General features: G+C 67.9%; 13 protein-coding genes. 1 reads left to right on the forward strand and 12 read right to left on the reverse strand.

Annotated elements, in window-relative coordinates:
* From VLK61_RS24365 to VLK61_RS24420, 12 genes are all read right to left on the reverse strand, one after another.
* Nucleotides 1-1,027 (reverse strand): BTAD domain-containing putative transcriptional regulator (locus VLK61_RS24365; RefSeq protein WP_325424850.1); only part of this gene is annotated, 1,027 nt, incomplete at its 3' end.
* 62 nt (nucleotides 1,028-1,089) lie between these two features.
* Nucleotides 1,090-3,042 carry a TRAP transporter large permease gene (locus tag VLK61_RS24370; protein ID WP_325424852.1) on the reverse strand — a complete coding sequence of 651 codons (1,953 nt, stop codon included), beginning with the start codon at nucleotides 3,040-3,042 and terminating at the stop codon, nucleotides 1,090-1,092.
* Nucleotides 3,039-3,698: a TRAP transporter small permease subunit gene (locus VLK61_RS24375; RefSeq protein WP_325424854.1), complete on the reverse strand. Its 660-nt coding sequence runs from the start codon at nucleotides 3,696-3,698 to the stop codon at nucleotides 3,039-3,041. Before VLK61_RS24375 ends, VLK61_RS24370 begins: the two co-directional genes overlap by 4 nt.
* A gap of 88 nt (nucleotides 3,699-3,786) precedes the next feature.
* Nucleotides 3,787-4,920, reverse strand: a complete 1,134-nt coding sequence (locus tag VLK61_RS24380) for a TRAP transporter substrate-binding protein (protein WP_325424856.1) — start codon at nucleotides 4,918-4,920, stop codon at nucleotides 3,787-3,789.
* 171 nt (nucleotides 4,921-5,091) lie between these two features.
* Nucleotides 5,092-5,682: a YceI family protein gene (locus VLK61_RS24385; protein ID WP_325424858.1), complete on the reverse strand. Its 591-nt coding sequence runs from the start codon at nucleotides 5,680-5,682 to the stop codon at nucleotides 5,092-5,094.
* Nucleotides 5,679-6,248: a YceI family protein gene (locus VLK61_RS24390; RefSeq protein WP_325424903.1), complete on the reverse strand. Its 570-nt coding sequence runs from the start codon at nucleotides 6,246-6,248 to the stop codon at nucleotides 5,679-5,681. Before VLK61_RS24390 ends, VLK61_RS24385 begins: the two co-directional genes overlap by 4 nt.
* A gap of 75 nt (nucleotides 6,249-6,323) precedes the next feature.
* Nucleotides 6,324-6,887, reverse strand: coding sequence for a YceI family protein (locus tag VLK61_RS24395; RefSeq protein WP_325424860.1), 564 nt, complete (start codon nucleotides 6,885-6,887; stop codon nucleotides 6,324-6,326).
* 34 nt (nucleotides 6,888-6,921) lie between these two features.
* A complete protein-coding gene (locus VLK61_RS24400; protein ID WP_325424862.1) occupies nucleotides 6,922-7,521 on the reverse strand; it encodes a cytochrome b in 600 nt (199 codons plus the stop codon).
* Between the two features lie 36 nt (nucleotides 7,522-7,557).
* Entirely contained in the window at nucleotides 7,558-8,550 is a 993-nt protein-coding gene (locus VLK61_RS24405) for an NUDIX hydrolase (protein WP_325424863.1), read from the reverse strand.
* Nucleotides 8,547-9,335 carry a molybdate ABC transporter substrate-binding protein gene (locus tag VLK61_RS24410; RefSeq protein ID WP_325424865.1) on the reverse strand — a complete coding sequence of 263 codons (789 nt, stop codon included), beginning with the start codon at nucleotides 9,333-9,335 and terminating at the stop codon, nucleotides 8,547-8,549. Before VLK61_RS24410 ends, VLK61_RS24405 begins: the two co-directional genes overlap by 4 nt.
* 126 nt (nucleotides 9,336-9,461) lie before the next feature.
* Nucleotides 9,462-11,033, reverse strand: coding sequence for a methyl-accepting chemotaxis protein (locus VLK61_RS24415; protein ID WP_325424867.1), 1,572 nt, complete (start codon nucleotides 11,031-11,033; stop codon nucleotides 9,462-9,464).
* A 118-nt stretch (nucleotides 11,034-11,151) separates the two neighbouring features.
* Nucleotides 11,152-14,727, reverse strand: coding sequence for an indolepyruvate ferredoxin oxidoreductase family protein (locus VLK61_RS24420; RefSeq protein WP_325424869.1), 3,576 nt, complete (start codon nucleotides 14,725-14,727; stop codon nucleotides 11,152-11,154).
* A 128-nt stretch (nucleotides 14,728-14,855) separates the two neighbouring features.
* On the opposite strand from VLK61_RS24420, the gene VLK61_RS24425 reads away from it, so the two are divergent.
* Complete coding sequence (locus tag VLK61_RS24425) at nucleotides 14,856-15,425, forward strand: Lrp/AsnC family transcriptional regulator (protein WP_325424871.1); 570 nt, start codon at nucleotides 14,856-14,858, stop codon at nucleotides 15,423-15,425.
* Nucleotides 15,426-15,433 lie beyond the last annotated feature (8 nt).

A 15,433-nucleotide genomic window follows, 5' to 3' on the forward strand; every position in this document is an offset into this window, starting at 1 on the left:
GCAGCGGCGCCAGTTGCGCCGGCGGTGCCGCGGCCAGCGCCTGCGGCAGGCGCTGCTGCAGCGCCCGCAGCAGGCGCGCCAGCACGGCATAGGGCACCAGCGCGTCGCCCGGCCGGCCGGCGGCCATCAGCGGGCCGCTGCCGTGCAGCAGCCGCGCCGGCGCGCCGCTGGCCGGCTCGCTCAGCGCCTGCAGCAGGCGCGACTTGCCCAGCCCCGCTTCGCCACTGAGCAGCAGCCGCCCGCCGCCGGCCAGCACCCGCCGCAGCAGGCCCAACTCGGCATCGCGGCCGACTAGCCGCGGCGGGCGCATCAGCGCCGCCGGCAGCGTGCGCCGCGCGGTAGGCGAGGGCTGGCGGTCCCGCGCGGCCGCCTCGATGGTGGCCAGCAGGGCCAGCGTGTCGGGTGAAGGCCGCGTGCCGAGCTCATGCTTCAACACCTGCTCGCACTGGTCGAAGGCCTGCAGCGCGGCGCTGCGGTCGCCGCCCAGGTAGTGCAGGCGCATCAGGCGCTGGTGGGCGTCCTCGCGGGTCGGGTCCAGCGCGAGCAGGGTTTCGGCCAGCGGCAGCGCGGCGGCGGGTTCGCCGGCGGCTTCGAACGCGGCGATGCGCTGCGTCAGCTGCTGGCGCTGGGCTTCGCGGCGGCGCTGGCGCTCGCTGCGCAGCCAGTCGTGCAGCGTGCCGCCGGCATCGATCTCCAGCGTGCCGAGCAGGGTCTGCGCGTCGGCCAGGTCATGCGTGACGCCCTCGGCCAGCGCCAGCTGCTGGCTGCCGCTCACCAACTCGCCGTCGCACAGCCGGCGCAGGCGAAACAGGCGCTGGCGCAGCGCGTTGCGCGCGGCATCGATGGGGCTGTCGGGCCACAGCAGCGTGGCCAGGCGCTCGCGCGGGGTCGGCCCCTCGACCGCCAGCCAGGCCAGCAGCAGCGCATCGGGCGCGCCGAGTTCGAGCACGCGGCCATCGGCAGCGGTGCAGTGCGGTGCGCCGGCCAGGCGCAGGACGGGGGCAGGTGGACTCGGGCTCGGGCTCATGGGCAGGCGGCGCGAGCATAGCGCCAGCGAGCCACGCTATCTGCGCCTGCCCGACGGGGCCCTCACCGCCCGTACAGGTAACCGGGCAGCCACAGCGTCATGCCGGGCCAGGCGTACATGATCACCATGCACAGGATAACGATCAACATGTACGGCATCATGCCGGCGAAGATCTGGTTCAGCGTGACATGCGGCGGCGACACGCCCTTCAGGTAGAAGGCCGACATGGCCACCGGCGGTGACAGGAAGGCCGCCTGCAGGTTGACGAAGACCAGCGTGCCGAACAGCAGCGGGTCGATCTGGAAGTGCGCCAGCAGCGGCAGGAAGATCGGCACGAAGATGACGATGATCTCGGTCCATTCGAGCGGCCAGCCGAGCACGAAGATGAGGGCCTGCGTCAGCAGCAGGAACTGCAGCGGCGTCAGGTTCATGCCCAGCACCCACTGCTCGATGACGCGCTGCCCGCCGAGCAGCGCGAACACTGCCGAGAACAGCGCCGAGCCGACGAACAGCCAGCACACCATCGCGGTGGTCTTGGCGGTGAGGAATACCGCTTCCTTGGTGCGCTGGAAGTTCAGCGTGCCGGCCTGCCAGGCCATCAGGAAAGCGCCGGCGGCGCCGACCGCCGCCGATTCGGTGGCGGTGGTGATGCCGAACAGGATCACGCCCAGCACGATCAGCGTCAGCAGGCCCAGCGGCATCACCGACGACACCAGCAGGCGCAGGATCTCGAACTGCTCGGCGTCCATGCGCCAGTAGTACCAGGCCAGCAGTGCCAGCGTGAAGGCGCAAGTCAGCCAGAAGCCGGTGTAGAACGATGGCGGCACGGCCTCGGCATGCGGCGCGGCCACCGGTTCACCCAGCGCCTGCAGGCCCTGCTCGGTGGGGGCCGGCGCGGCGACCGCGCCGGGGGGCTCCTGCACGCCGGACGACGCTTCCTGGGCGTCTGACGAACCCGGTGGTTCCTGCAGCCCGCCGGCGGGCGGCGGCTCGGCCAGCGACGGTGTCTGCGGCGCCGCCGCGGCGCTCACCGCAGCCGCGGCCGGCGCTGGATTGTTGTCGCGCTGCGAATAGATCGTCACGTACCACCACACGACACCCAGCGTCACCGCGGCCAGCAGCAGCGGCACCAGCGCCGTGAGCAGGCCACGCAGCAGCGTCGTCCAGCGCAGGTGAAGGCCGTCGGTGGTGGCGCTGCTGTCGGCGAGGGCTTTGCTGTCGGCATGGGCTTCGCCGATGGCCGGGACGCGCAACGCACGGCCCGGCGCCAGCACCGCCACCAGCAGCGCCGGCAGCAGGCGCGGCGAGTAGTTCGCCGCGACATGGGCGACCCACGGCGAGATCGGTGCGCGCTGCTTTTCCGGCGGCAGCTTGGGCGCGACCTTGGGGCTGATCAGCGCCCAGCCGATGACGTAGATCACGTACAGCAGCGCCAGGAAAAAGCCCGGGAACATGGCCGCCGCGTAGAGCTTGACGACCGACTGCCCGGCCACCGCCGCATAGACGATGATCATCACCGACGGCGGGATCAGGATGCCCAGCGTGCCGCCGGCGGTGATGACGCCGGCCGCCAGCCGCGTGTCGTAGCCGGCGTTGAGCATCGGCCGCATCGCGATCACGCCCATCAGCACCACCACCGCGCCGACCAGCCCGCTGGCAATGCCCCAGAAGGTGCAGATGATCAGCGTGGCCACCGCCAGCGACCCCGGCACACGGCGAAACGCCAGTTGCACCGCGTGGAACATCTTGTCCACCAGCGCGCCGCGCTCCATCACGTAGCCCATCAGCACGAACAGCGGGATCGACAGCAGCGTCTCGTTGGTCATCGCGCCGAAGGCCCGCTGCACCATCAGGTCGAAGACCCGGTTGTCGTACCAGTGCTGGGCCGGGTTGTAGAAGGCGATGAAGCCGAAGAACATGCCCAGGCCCATCAGCGTGAACGCCGTCGGGAAGCCGAGCATGATGACGACGACGATCAGGCCGAGCATCGACAGCCCGAGCAGCGCTTCATTCATGGGCGTTCACCACTGCTGCGCTGGCGCGCGGCTTCGTCGATGTGTTTGGCCTTTTCCATCGCTTCGCGGCGCGAGGCTTCATCGACATGGGTGCTGCTGGCCAGTTGCTGCGCGACGACGTCCATCTCTTCGGCGTCCTTCAGGCGCGGCGTCCAGGCGCCGGTGCGCAGGCAGACGATGCAGCGGATGATCTCGGCGATGCCTTGCAGCATCACGATGGCACCGGCCAGCGGGATCATGAACTTGAACGGGTACAGCGGCAGCGGCGTGGCGTTGAAGGTCTGCTCGCGCATGGCCAGTGATTCGTTGAAGTAGCTCCAGCCGGCCCAGGTCAGCGCGCCGATACCCGGCAGGAAGAACACGATGAACAGCACCAGGTCCAGCGCGGCCTGGGTGCGCGGCTTGAACTTGCCGTAGAGAAAGTCGCCCCGCACATGGCCGTCATGCGCCAGCGCATAGGCGCCGCACATCATGAACAGCGTGCCGTACATCATGTTGTTGGCGTCGTAGATCCAGGCTGTCGGCGCGTTCAGCGCATAGCGCTTGAACACCTCCGCGCAGACCACCAACATCAGCGCGACGATCAGCCAGGCGAAGGTCTTGCCGGTCCAGGTGCTGATGCGGTCGGCGGTGTGCAGCAGGCGTTGAACGTTCATCGGCTGGGGCGCTGCAGGTGCTCGTCAACGAAACCAGCCCGCCGGGATGATGCGGCGGGCCGGCTGACGCGGGCTGGTCGGTGAGCTATCAGCTCTTCTTCTTCGCGAAGTAGTGGTTGTAGGCCATCTTGAGATCGACCGTGTAGTCGTTCTGCCATTGGCCGGCGCGCTCGGCAAAGGCCCGTTGCGAGTCGAGCACCTTCTTGAACAGCGCGTTCTCCTCCGACTTCTTCGCGACCACCTTGTCGTAGACGTCGAGTTGCTGGCGCAGGATGGCGTCGGGCGTCTTGAAGAACTTGATGCCCTGCTTCTTCATCTCGAGGTAGTCCTGCGAGTTGCGGTCGATCGCCTTCCAGCTCATGTCGGCGCTCGCCGCCTGCACCGCGAAGTCGATGATCGCCCGCAGGTCAGCCGGCAGCGCGCGGTACTTCGGACCGTTGAAGAGGATCTCGAACTGCTCGCTCGATTGGTGGAAGCTCTGCAGCATGCAGTTCTTCACCACGTCGGGGAAGCCGAGGATGCGGTCGCTGGTGGCGTTGTTGAACTCGGCGCCGTCGATCAGCCCGCGGTCCAGCGCCGGCACGATCTCGCCGCCGGGCAACGGGTTGACGGCGGCGCCCATGCCGGTGAACACGTCCACGGCGATGCCGACCGTGCGGAACTTCATGCCCTTCAGGTCGTCGGCCTTGGCGATGGGCTTCTTGAACCAGCCCAGCGGCTGGGTCGGCATCGGGCCGTAAAGGTAGGACACGACGTCCATGTTGATCGACTTGTAGATCTCCTCCAGCAAGGCCTTGCCGCCGCCATAGGTGTGCCAGGAGAGCAGCATGTTGGCGTCCATGCCGAACGAGGGTCCCGAGCCCCACAGCGACAGCGCGGTGTTCTTGCCGTAGTGGTACACGAGCACGCCGTGGCCGCCATCCAGCGTGCCCTTGTTGACGGCCTCGAGCAACTGGAATGCCGGCACCACCGCGCCGGAGGGCAGCACCTCGATCTTCAGCCGGCCGCCGGCCATGTCATTCACCTTCTTGGCGAAGTCGTTGGCGTACTCGTGGAAGATGTCCTTGGCCGGCCAGGTCGACTGGAAGCGCAGGCTCACTGTCTGCGCGGTCGAGATCATCGGCGCGGCCAGGCCGGTGGCCGCGGCACCGCCGACGGCGGCACGCTTGAGGAATCGACGTCGTGGCGCGCCAGTGCCGCCAGTCTTTTTCAGCTCTGACATGGGGGTCTCCTTCAGTCCTTGGAGTGCGCCGGGACGGCGCCCAACGTGCAAGGACTATTGGACGACCCCTGCCGCTTGGCAATGGGGCGATCCCTGTCAGGTTGATCCCATGGCCCATGGGGATCCATGGCGACAGACTGTCGGGAGGGAGGGCGGTGGCGCCCCCCGGGTCTACTGCGCGATGGCCTCGACCTGCAGCTTCAGACGCACCGCGTCGCCGACGAAGGGCAGGCTGTGCGTGATGCCGAAGCTGCTGCGCTTGAACTCGGCCTCGAAGTCGCCGCCGCAGACCTCGCGCCGGAACAGTGGGCTGGTATAGCAGCGAAAGCGCTGCGCGGTCAGTGTCAGCGGCTGGCCCTGGCCGCGCAGCGTGAACTCGCCGCGCACGGCGCTGACCTGGCCCTGCGCATCGAACTCGAAGCCTTCGGCGACGAAATAGGCCTGCGGGTTGGCCTCGGTGGCCAGCATGTCGGGCTCGCGCAGCCGCGCGTCGAGCACCGGCAGGCCGGTGCTCAGCTGCGACATCGCGACCACCACCTGCACACGCCCCCGTTTCGCTTCGCGATCAAGGGTGACCTCGCCGTTCAGCGGGCCGAAGCGGCCGCGGATGGTCGAGGTGCCGAAGTGCAGCACTTCGAAGGTGACGAAGCTGTGCGTGGGGTCGAGCCGGTAGTCCACCGGCGCAGCACCGGCCGCGCTGCTCGCCGCACCGCCGGCCAGCAGGCCAGCGGCGATCAGCGCGCGGCCGGCGCCGGGGATCATTGCTTGACCGCTTCGACCTGCACGATCAGGCGCACGGTGTCAGGGAAGCCGTAGCTCAGGCCGTAGTTCACGCCGAACTGGCTGCGCACGATGGTGGTTTCGAAGTCGCCGCCGCAGACTTCCCGCTTGAGCATCGGGCTGTCATAACAGTTGAAGTTGGTGGCCTTCAGCACCACCGGCAGGGTCTTGCCCAGCAGCGTCAGCTGGCCGGCCACTTCCGAGACCTTGTCGCCCGCGAAGCTGAACTTGTCGGAGACGAAGCGCGCGGTCGGGAATTCGGCGGCGTTGAGGATGTCCTTGCTCTGCAGGTGCTTGTTGAAGGGCTCGGTGCCGGTGTTGATCGAGGTGGTGTCGATGGTCACGTCGAGCTTGCCGGACTTGGCGGCCTTGTCCAACTGCACCGTGCCCTGCTTCTTGTCGAAGCGGCCGCGGTTGGTGGAGGTGCCGAAATGGCCGATCTCGAAGGACACGAAGGTGTGGGTCGGGTCGAAGGCGTAGTTGGCGACTTCGGCCTGGGCGGCAAAGGCCGTGGCAGCAAGCGCGGCGGCGAGAACGGTGGTGCGGATCATCGGAAGCTTTCGGTGGGGTTGCGGTGGGTGAAGGGGGAGGATCACAGCGGCCCGAGGCCGCTGAAATGGTCATTACAGCGGCGCTAGGCCGTTGAGGGCGAGCTTGAACTTGACCTGCACGTCGTTGGCCACCATCGAGGTGTCGGCCCACTCGCCTTCGCCGATCTTGAAATCGAGGCGCTTGATCGTGAAGCTGCCCACGGCGCTGCCGCTGCCGCCGGCGGCTGACGTCAGACTGACTGGCACCACGACATCATGCACCTGGCCCTTGATCGTGAGCTTGCCGGCGACATCGAACTTGCCGGCGCCGGTGGCCTTGATGCTGCCGGACTGGAAGCTGGCCTGCGGGAACTTGGCGACGTTGAACCAGGCGGCCTTGGGCACTTCGGCATCGGTTTCGGCGGCGCCGAACGAGGCCGATCCGGTGTCGATCGTGAAGGCCACCTTGCCGGCTTCGGGCTTCTTCGGATCGAAGGCAATCTGCGCGGTCCACTTCTTGAACTTGCCTTCGACCGGCACGCCCATCTGCTTGCTGACGAAGCTGATGTCGCTTTGCGCCGGCACGACGGTCTGCGCGAAGGCCGGCGCGGCGGCCAGCAGCGCGCTGGCAGTGAGCGAAAGGAAAGTGCGGGACATGGGGGTTCCTGGTGAACGGGGCAAGACTTGCGGATCAGGGTTTGCCGGGCAGGGCCTGCGGGTCAGGGCCATTGCCGGCAAGCATGGGTTTGCCGGGGCGCATGCGTTGCAGCAGGCTATCCCGGTCGATGAAGTGGTGCTTCAGCGCCGCGCCGATGTGGGCCAGCACCAGCACCGCCAGCAGCCAGGCGCAGCGCCCGTGCCAGGGCTTGATGGCCTCGGCCAGCGCCTTGTCCACCGGCACGAAATCGGGCAGCGGCAGCACGCCGAACCAGACCACCGGGAAACCCGCGGCCGAGCTGTAGGCCCAGCCGACCAGGGGCACGACGAAGAACATCAGGTACAGCATGCCGTGCGTGACATGCGCGGCCTGGGCTTGCCAGCGCGGCATCGGCAGGTCGGCCGGCGGCTTGTGCGTCAGCCGCCACAGCAGCCGCAAGGCCGACAGCGTCAGGATCGTCACGCCGGCCCACTTGTGCCAGTTGTACAACTTGAGCTTGGTGATCGAGGGGTTCAGCGCGGCCATGTACAGCCCGACGCCGAAGCTGCCGACGATCATCAGCGCCAGCAGCCAGTGCAGCGCAATCGCCACGTTGCTGTAGCGTGCGGCGGTGGGAAGCGGGGTGGAGGCCATGCCGCGCAGTGTCGCGGCCGGTCCGGGCAGCCGCGTTCAGCCGGCTTGACCCGGCGTTTCAGTTTGATTGAACGCAAAAGTTCCCGAATGTGTGGCGCTGATGTTGCTCGGTAGCTGCGCGAGGCCCTGGCGCAGCGGCGCCAGGGCCGCTTCCAGCACGGCGTGCCGGGGCGCCGGCAGCAGCTGGTGGCGCAGCGCAAAGTCCAGCGTCACCAGGCCGGCGTCTACCGTCATCGCGTCGCTGGCGGCCAGCGCCAGGGCCTGTGCGAGCGGCAGGCAACGCAGCTCAGCCACCTCGCCATCCTGGTTGTAGGGTGTCAGCCCGGGCGGCATGGCCAGGTCGAACACGCTGAGCAGTTCATGCTGCAGGCCTTCGGGAATGTCGCGTTCGATGCGCAGTTGGTGGCCGGGCTGCAGCGCCTGCATCTGCGCGGGCCGCAGGCCGGCCTCTTCCCAGCCTTCGCGCAGCACCGCATCGGCGGGGCTCTGGCCCTGCGGCACGCCGCCGCCGATCAGGTTGTCCAGCAGGCCAGGGTCGGTGGGTTTCGTCAAGGCGCGGCGGGCGAGCCACAACGCGGTGGGGCGGCCGCTGGCGTCGGCAACGTAGCCGTTGCAATGCGCGCCGAAGGTCAGCGTGCCCCAGAAGCGTGACGCGGCGCGCTCGAAGCTGGCCAGCCACTCGCCGCTGCGCAAGGCCAGCACCGGGTAGGTTTCATCGCGCCAGCCGACGATCAGGCCCTGGGCATGCAGCCAGGCGTTGGCCTGCGCGAAGAAGGCCACGCGCGCGGCGGGTGCGACGGTGAGCGTGACGCCGTGTTCGTCCACGCGCACCGCTTCGGGCCAGCGCGACAGGGCTGGCAGGTGCTGGCGGGCCACCGAGCCGACGTCCAGCGCATGGGCCTGCTGCTGGACGCAAAACGGCACGCGGGCGCCCGCGTCACGCGCGGTGGCCGCGCGCAGCGCAAACCAGCCGATCGTCTCGTTGCCGCCGCCGGCGATGGCCGGCAAGGCGCCCATCGGGCCGCTCACGGTGCGGGGTAGTCCATGCCGGCTGCGGCAAAACGCGCGCGCATGGCCGGGCGTGTCAGCAGTTCGATGAAGGCCTGGGCCAGCGGTGCGTCGGCGCCACGCGGCGTGGGTGCGGCGACGTAGGCGGTGACCTGCTGCAGCGCCGGCGGCAGCGGGCCGACCAGCACGACGCCGGCCACCGGCAGGATCTCGCTGATCTGGTGCACGCACAGCGCCACCTCGCCGCGGGCGACCTTCTCGCAGACATAACCGGTGCCGGGCGTTGCCTTGGCCCGCACCGCGGCGCCGATGCCCAGGCGGTCGACCAGGCCCATCAGCGCCTGGCCGCTGGTGCCGCCGGCCGCGGGGTCGGAATAGGTCAGCGTGGCGGCATCGAGCAAGGTCTGGCGGAAGGCCTCGGGCGTGTCGATCGCCGGCCGCGGCGCGCCTTCGCGCACCGCCACGCCCATGCCGACCCGGGCGATGACATGGCGGGCCTCGCCGATCGCCAGGCCCTTGGCGGCCAGCCGGCTGATGGTGGCGTCCGGCGCGATGACAAGGTCGGCGGGCGCACCCTGTTCCATCTGCGCCTGCACTTCACCGGCGGTGGCGCTGCTCAGGCGCACGGTGTGACCGGTTTCCTGGCGGAACACCTCCGCCAGTGCGCTGACCACCGAGCGTACGGCACCGGTGCTGTAGACCACCAACTCGGCCGCCCGGGCCGGCAGGCCCAGGCTGATCAGTGCGGCCAGCACCAGCGGCTGGAAGACAGTGCGGCAACGGGTCCGAGCTGCGGTGGGCTTCATCGGCTTCGGTCAGAAAGTCGTGACCGGGCCATGATGCCACCGGTACCGCACCCTGGATATGGGCACTGAACCCGTCAGCCGCCTCCGAGCCGCGCCGGGCTGCACACCCCGGCGGGCGTGCGCGTGTCAGGTGGCGGCCACCGCGTGCGGCGGTGTTGCGTCGAGCTTGAACACGCCCATCAGGCGGGCCAGTCGTGCGGCCTGCTCCTGCAGGCTGGCCGCGGCGGCAGCCGACTCCTCCACCAGCGCGGCGTTCTGCTGTGTCATCTGGTCGAGCTGGTTCACGGCCACATTGACCTGGCCGATGCCGGTGGACTGCTCCCCTGCTGCGGTGGTGATCTCGTTGACGATGCCGCTGACGCGTTGCACCGAGCTGACGATTTCGCTCATCACGCTGCCGGCGTCCTGCACCAGGCGGGCGCCGGCATCGACGGTGTCGACCGAGCTGCCGATCAGCGCCTTGATTTCATGCGCCGCATCGGCCGCGCGCTGCGCCAGCGTGCGCACTTCGCCGGCCACCACCGCGAAGCCGCGGCCTTGCTCGCCGGCACGGGCGGCTTCCACCGCGGCGTTCAGGGCCAGGATGTTGGTCTGGAAGGCGATGGTGTCGATCAGCCCGGTGATATCGCCGATCTGCTTGGAGCGGTTGCTGATGTCTTCCATCGCCGTGACCACCTGCGCCACCACCTGGCCGCCCTGCGTCGCGGCCTTGGAGGCGGAGGCGGCCAGCGCATTGGCGGTCTGCGCCGATTCGGCGGTGTGGCGCACGGTGGTGGAGATCTGCTCCATCGACGAGGCGGTCTGCTGCAGGCTGGCGGCTGCTTGTTCGGTGCGGCTGGACAGGTCCAGGCTGCCGTCGGCCACTTCGCTGCTGGCGGTGCGGATCGAATCGGTGGCCTGGTGCACTTCACCGACCAGCTTGCGCAGCGACTGCTGCATCTCGGCCAGGCCGCCCAGCATGTCGCCAACCTCGTCGCGGCCCACGTGGGCCACCGGCTGCGACAGGTCGCCGGCGGCGATGCGCTGCGTGGCTGCCACGGCGTCGCGCAAGGGCCGCGTCACCGAACGCGTGATGACCCAGGCCGCGCCGGCACCCAGCACGAGGCACATCAGCGCCAGCGAGGCCAGCAGCCATTGCGCTCGTTTGGCGTCGGCGGTGGTGGCGGCGGTCTGTTCGTCGGCCAGGCCTTGCTGGTGTTGCTGGAACTTGGTGATCGCGGCGACATAGGCGTCGGCCGATGGCAGCAACTGCTGCTCGATGGCCTGCCAGGCGCCGGGGTCCTGCGCCTTCAGCTGCGCGAAGATGACGTCGCGCTGTGCGATGTAGGTCTTGCGCAGCCGGGCGATGTCGGCGATCAAGGCCTTGCCTTGCGGCGTGATGATCTCGGTTTCCAGCGCCTTCTGCACGGCGCTGATGCGCGCGCTGGTGTCCTTCATCTGCGGCGACAGGAAACTGTTGACCTCCTCGCTGCCGCGGGCCTTGGCAATGGCCAGCGTGCGGGTGACGTTGAGCTGGGTCAACGCGCGCCAGTCGCCGGCGTTGGCGGCGTGGCGCTGCAGGTGATCGCCGGCGGTCACTTCGTCGAGTGTGGAGGCCAGGCGCGACCAGCCCAGCGCCGCGATGGCGGCCACCAGGGCCAATACCAAGCCAAAGCCCAGCGCGAGCCGCGGGCCGAGGCGAAGTTGATTGAGATTCATGGGGTCATTCCTGTCGACCAACACAACGCGCCGACTGTCAGGAACTCTAGATGGCCCCAGGAATCTGAAAGCACCAATGTGAGGCATCTTTGCCTCACAGTTGTGAATCGGGCTCAGGTCATGCTGCGCGGCTGCTGCTGTCGACCTGGCGCCAGCGCAGCATCAGGGCGTCCCACTTCAGGCGGGCGGCTTTCAGGTGCCGTTCCTTCACATGGCCATAACCGCGGATCTCTTCCGGGATGCGCGCGATCTCGGCGGCCAGGGCCAGGTTGCCGGCGTTCAGCGTCTTCAACAGTTCCTCGACGCACTGGCGGTACTCGACGATCAGCGCACGCTCGGTCTTGCGCTCTTCACTGCGGCCGAAGACATCGAAGGCACCGCCACGCAGGCCCTTCAGCTTGGCCAGCACACCGAAGGCGGTGCGCATCCACGGGCCGAAGGGCTGCTTCTGCAGTTCACCCTTGTCGTTGCGTTTGGCCGTTAGCGGCGGCGCCAGATGGTGCACCAGCTTGTAGTCGCCTTCGAACATCGATTCGATCTTGGCGGTGAAGGCTGGGTCGGTGTGCAGCCGCGCCACTTCGTACTCGTCCTTGTAGGCCATCAGCTTGAACAGGTAGCGGGCGACGGCTTCGCTCAAGCCCGTGCCCTTGGCCAGTGGCGCTTCTGCCGCACGCACCTGGTCGACGAAGGCCTTGTACTGCTGCGCGTAGGCCGCGTCCTGGTAGCCGGTGAGGAAGTCGATGCGCTTGTTCAGCATCTCGTCCAGCGAGGGCTTCTTGACGAACTCGATCACCTGCGCTGCCTTGAACAAGGCCTGCACGGCGGCGAGGTCATGCGCACAGCGCCGACCCCATTCGAAGGCGGCCTTGTTGTTGTCGATCTGCACCGCATTCAGCTCGATGGCACGCATCAGCGCGGCATGGCTCAAGGGGATGCGACCCATCTGCCAGGCGTAGCCCAGCAGCAGCGGGTTGGTGTAGATGCTGTCGCCCAGCATCTGCGCGGCGACCTGCTCGGCATCGAAGCTGCGCAGGTTCTCGCGGCCGACGGCGCTGACCAGCGCGGCTTCGCAGCTGCCGCCCGGGAACTGCCAGTTCGGGTTGCTGACGAAGGCAGCGCTGGGTGTGCCGTGGTTGTTCATCGCCACGAATGTCCGGCCCAGCTGCATCACCTGCAGCGTGGACTTCTGCGCGCCGACGATCGCATCGCAGGCGATCACCAGGTCGGCCTTCGCGGTGTCGACCTTGGTGGTGTGGATGGCCTCGGGCCGGTTGGCGATCTGGATGTGGCTCCAGGTGCTGCCGCCCTTTTGCGCCAGGCCACCGGCGTCCTGCGTGACGATGCCCTTACCCTCGAGATGAGCGGCCATGCCGAGCAGCTGGCCGATGGTGATGACGCCGGTGCCGCCGACACCGGCGACGACGATGCCCCAGGCGCTCTCGGCCACCGGCAGCACGGGTTCGGGAATCGGCGGCAGCGCCGACAGGTCACCCTTGGCGGCCTTCTTCGGTTTTTTGAGCGTGCCACCTTCGACCGTGACGAAGCTCGGGCAGAAGCCTTTCACGCAGGAGTAGTCCTTGTTGCAGGTGTTCTGGTTGATGCGACGCTTGCGGCCGAACTCGGTCTCGACCGGCTCGACCGACAGGCAGTTGCTCTGCACCGAACAATCACCGCAGCCTTCGCAGACCAGCTCGTTGATGACGACCCGCTTCTCCGGATCGGCCATCGTGCCGCGCTTGCGGCGGCGGCGCTTCTCGGTGGCGCAGGTCTGGTCGTAGATGATCGCGCTGCAGCCTTTGATCTCGCGGAACTCGCGCTGGATCGCATCCAACTCGTCGCGGTGATGCACGGTGACGCCGGGCGCCAAGGCCACGCCCTCGTACTTCTCGGGCTGGTCGGTGACGATGACGAGTTTGCTCACGCCTTCGCTGACCACGCTGTTCATGATCTGCAGCACGGAGTGGCCCTCGGGGCGTTCACCCACGCGCTGGCCGCCGGTCATTGCCACCGCGTCGTTGTAGAGGATCTTGTAGGTGATGTTGACGCCGGCGGCGATGCTCTGGCGGATGGCCAGCGAGCCGCTGTGGAAGTAGGTGCCGTCGCCGAGGTTGGCGAAGATGTGTTGCGTGGTCGTGAACGGCGCCTGGCCAACCCAGGGCACGCCTTCACCGCCCATCTGCGTGAACGTGGACGTGCTGCGGTCCATCCAGTTGGCCATGTAGTGGCAGCCGATGCCGGCCATCGCACGCGAGCCTTCGGGCACACGCGTGCTGGTGTTGTGCGGGCAGCCGGAGCAGAACCACGGCGTGCGGTCGCCAGTGTCCAGCGTCAGCGCGGCGAGCGAGGCTTCCTTGGCAGTGATCACCGCGAGGCGCTCGTCCATGCGGCGCACGGTGTCGGCATCGACGCCGAGCTTCTTCAGCCGCTTGGCGATGGCCTTGGCGATGATCGCGGGCGTCAGGTCGGCCTTGGCGCGCAGCAGCCAGTTGTCGCTGGGATTCGGCCGGCTCCACTCGCCGCCGCTGCGATCTTCCCCGTTCGGGCCTTCGACTTCGTCGAACTTCCCCACCACGTTCGGGCGCACATCGGGCCGCCAGTTGTAGAGCTCTTCCTTCAGCTGGTATTCGATGACCTGGCGCTTCTCTTCGACGACCAGGATCTCCTGCAGTCCTTGCGCGAAGTCGCGTGTGATCGTCGCTTCCAGCGGCCACACCACATTGACCTTGTGCAGCCGGATGCCCAGGCGCGTGCAGGCGGCCTCGTCGAGGCCGAGATCAACCAATGCCTGGCGCGTGTCGTTGTAGGCCTTGCCGCTGGCAATGATGCCGAAGCGGTCGTTTTGACCGGCGATGACGTTGTGGTTCAGCTTGTTCGCGCGCACGTAGGCCAGCGCGGCGTACCACTTGTAGTCCATCAGCCGTGCTTCCTGCTCCAGCGCCGGGTCGGGCCAGCGGATGTGCAGGCCGCCGGGCGGCATCTGGAAGTCTTCCGGGATCACGATCTTCACGCGGTCGGCATCGATGTGGACCGACGACGAGGATTCAACGACTTCCTGGATCGTCTTCATGCTCGACCACACGCCGGCGAAGCGGCTCATCGCGAAGGCGTGCAGGCCCATGTCCAGGATGTCCTGCACATTGGACGGAAAGAACACCGGCAGGCCGCAGGCCTTGAAGATGTGATCGCTCTGGTGCGCGGCGGTGGAGCTTTTGCTGACGTGGTCGTCGCCGGCGATGGCGATCACACCGCCATGCTTGGCGGTGCCGGCCATGTTGGCATGCTTGAAGACGTCCGACGTGCGGTCGACACCCGGGCCTTTGCCGTACCAGATGCCGAACACGCCGTCGAACTTCTTCTCCTGCGGATAGAGATCGAGCTGCTGCGTGCCCCATACCGCGGTGGCGCCGAGTTCTTCGTTGACGCCGGGCTGGAAGACGATGTTCTGCGCTTCCAGGTGTTTTTTGGCTGCCCACAGCGCCTGGTCGTAACCACCGAGCGGCGAACCGCGGTAGCCGCTGATGAAGCCGGCGGTGTTCAGCCCGGCGATCGCATCACGCTGGCGCTGCAGCATCGGCAGGCGCACCAGCGCTTGAACGCCGCTCATGAACGCGCGGCCGCTGCCGAGTTGGTACTTGTCGTCGAGCGTGGCGCTTTCGAGGGCCTTGCGGATCGACTCGGGCAGAGGGGCATTCATCGGCGGCAGGCTCCAGGCGGGGGTGGCGAAGGGGGCAACAGGACGGGTCAGTGTAGGGAAACGGGCTTGCGAAGTCTTTTCTTTGTTTGCCGCCAGAGCCATACTCCAGGCAACAAATCCATCTGAAAATGACCGCAAAAGAAAGAAAGCTGCTCAACAAGCCTGGTCCAGGGAAAACGCGGGGTCCGGTGACCGACGCCGACGAAGCCCATGGCAGCGGCCTGGACCGCTACGACGTGGCGATCCTGGATGAGATGCAGCGGGATGCGCGGCTGTCGAACGCCGAGCTGGCGTCGCGCATCGGCTTGTCGGCCGCGCCGACCTGGCGGCGCGTGAAGTGGCTGGAGGCCCAGGGCTACATCACCGGCTACCGGGCGGAGATCGACCGCCGCCGCATCGGCCTGGGCGTGCTGGCCTTCGTGCGCGTGGATGCCGAGCGCAACAACGCCTTGGCCACGGCGGCACTGGAAGACGCCATCCGCTCGCTGCCCGAGGTCGTGGCCTGCCACTACATCAGCGGTGCCGGCACCTTCGAGCTGCATGTGGTGGCGACCGACCTCGATGCCTATTCCCGCTGGTCGATGGACACCTTGTTCAAGCTGCCGAACGTGAAGGACATCCACACCAGTTTTTCGCTGGGCGAGGTGAAGGCGGGGGCAGCGCTGCCGCTGGCACATCTGCGGCCGCGGGGGCGATGATCAGCCGA

The organism is Aquabacterium sp. (genome assembly GCF_035476535.1).
Classification (GTDB): Bacteria; Pseudomonadota; Gammaproteobacteria; order Burkholderiales; family Burkholderiaceae_C; genus Pseudaquabacterium.

Coding starts and splice junctions, on each gene's coding strand:
- VLK61_RS24370 (WP_325424852.1), bottom strand. CDS start 3,042: ATGAATGAAGCGCTGCTCGGGCTGTCGATGCTCGGCCTGATCGTCGTC.
- VLK61_RS24375 (WP_325424854.1), bottom strand. CDS start 3,698: ATGAACGTTCAACGCCTGCTGCACACCGCCGACCGCATCAGCACCTGG.
- VLK61_RS24380 (WP_325424856.1), bottom strand. CDS start 4,920: ATGTCAGAGCTGAAAAAGACTGGCGGCACTGGCGCGCCACGACGTCGA.
- VLK61_RS24385 (WP_325424858.1), bottom strand. CDS start 5,682: ATGATCCCCGGCGCCGGCCGCGCGCTGATCGCCGCTGGCCTGCTGGCC.
- VLK61_RS24395 (WP_325424860.1), bottom strand. CDS start 6,887: ATGTCCCGCACTTTCCTTTCGCTCACTGCCAGCGCGCTGCTGGCCGCC.
- VLK61_RS24400 (WP_325424862.1), bottom strand. CDS start 7,521: ATGGCCTCCACCCCGCTTCCCACCGCCGCACGCTACAGCAACGTGGCG.
- VLK61_RS24410 (WP_325424865.1), bottom strand. CDS start 9,335: ATGAAGCCCACCGCAGCTCGGACCCGTTGCCGCACTGTCTTCCAGCCG.
- VLK61_RS24415 (WP_325424867.1), bottom strand. CDS start 11,033: ATGAATCTCAATCAACTTCGCCTCGGCCCGCGGCTCGCGCTGGGCTTT.
- VLK61_RS24420 (WP_325424869.1), bottom strand. CDS start 14,727: ATGAATGCCCCTCTGCCCGAGTCGATCCGCAAGGCCCTCGAAAGCGCC.
- VLK61_RS24425 (WP_325424871.1), top strand. CDS start 14,856: ATGACCGCAAAAGAAAGAAAGCTGCTCAACAAGCCTGGTCCAGGGAAA.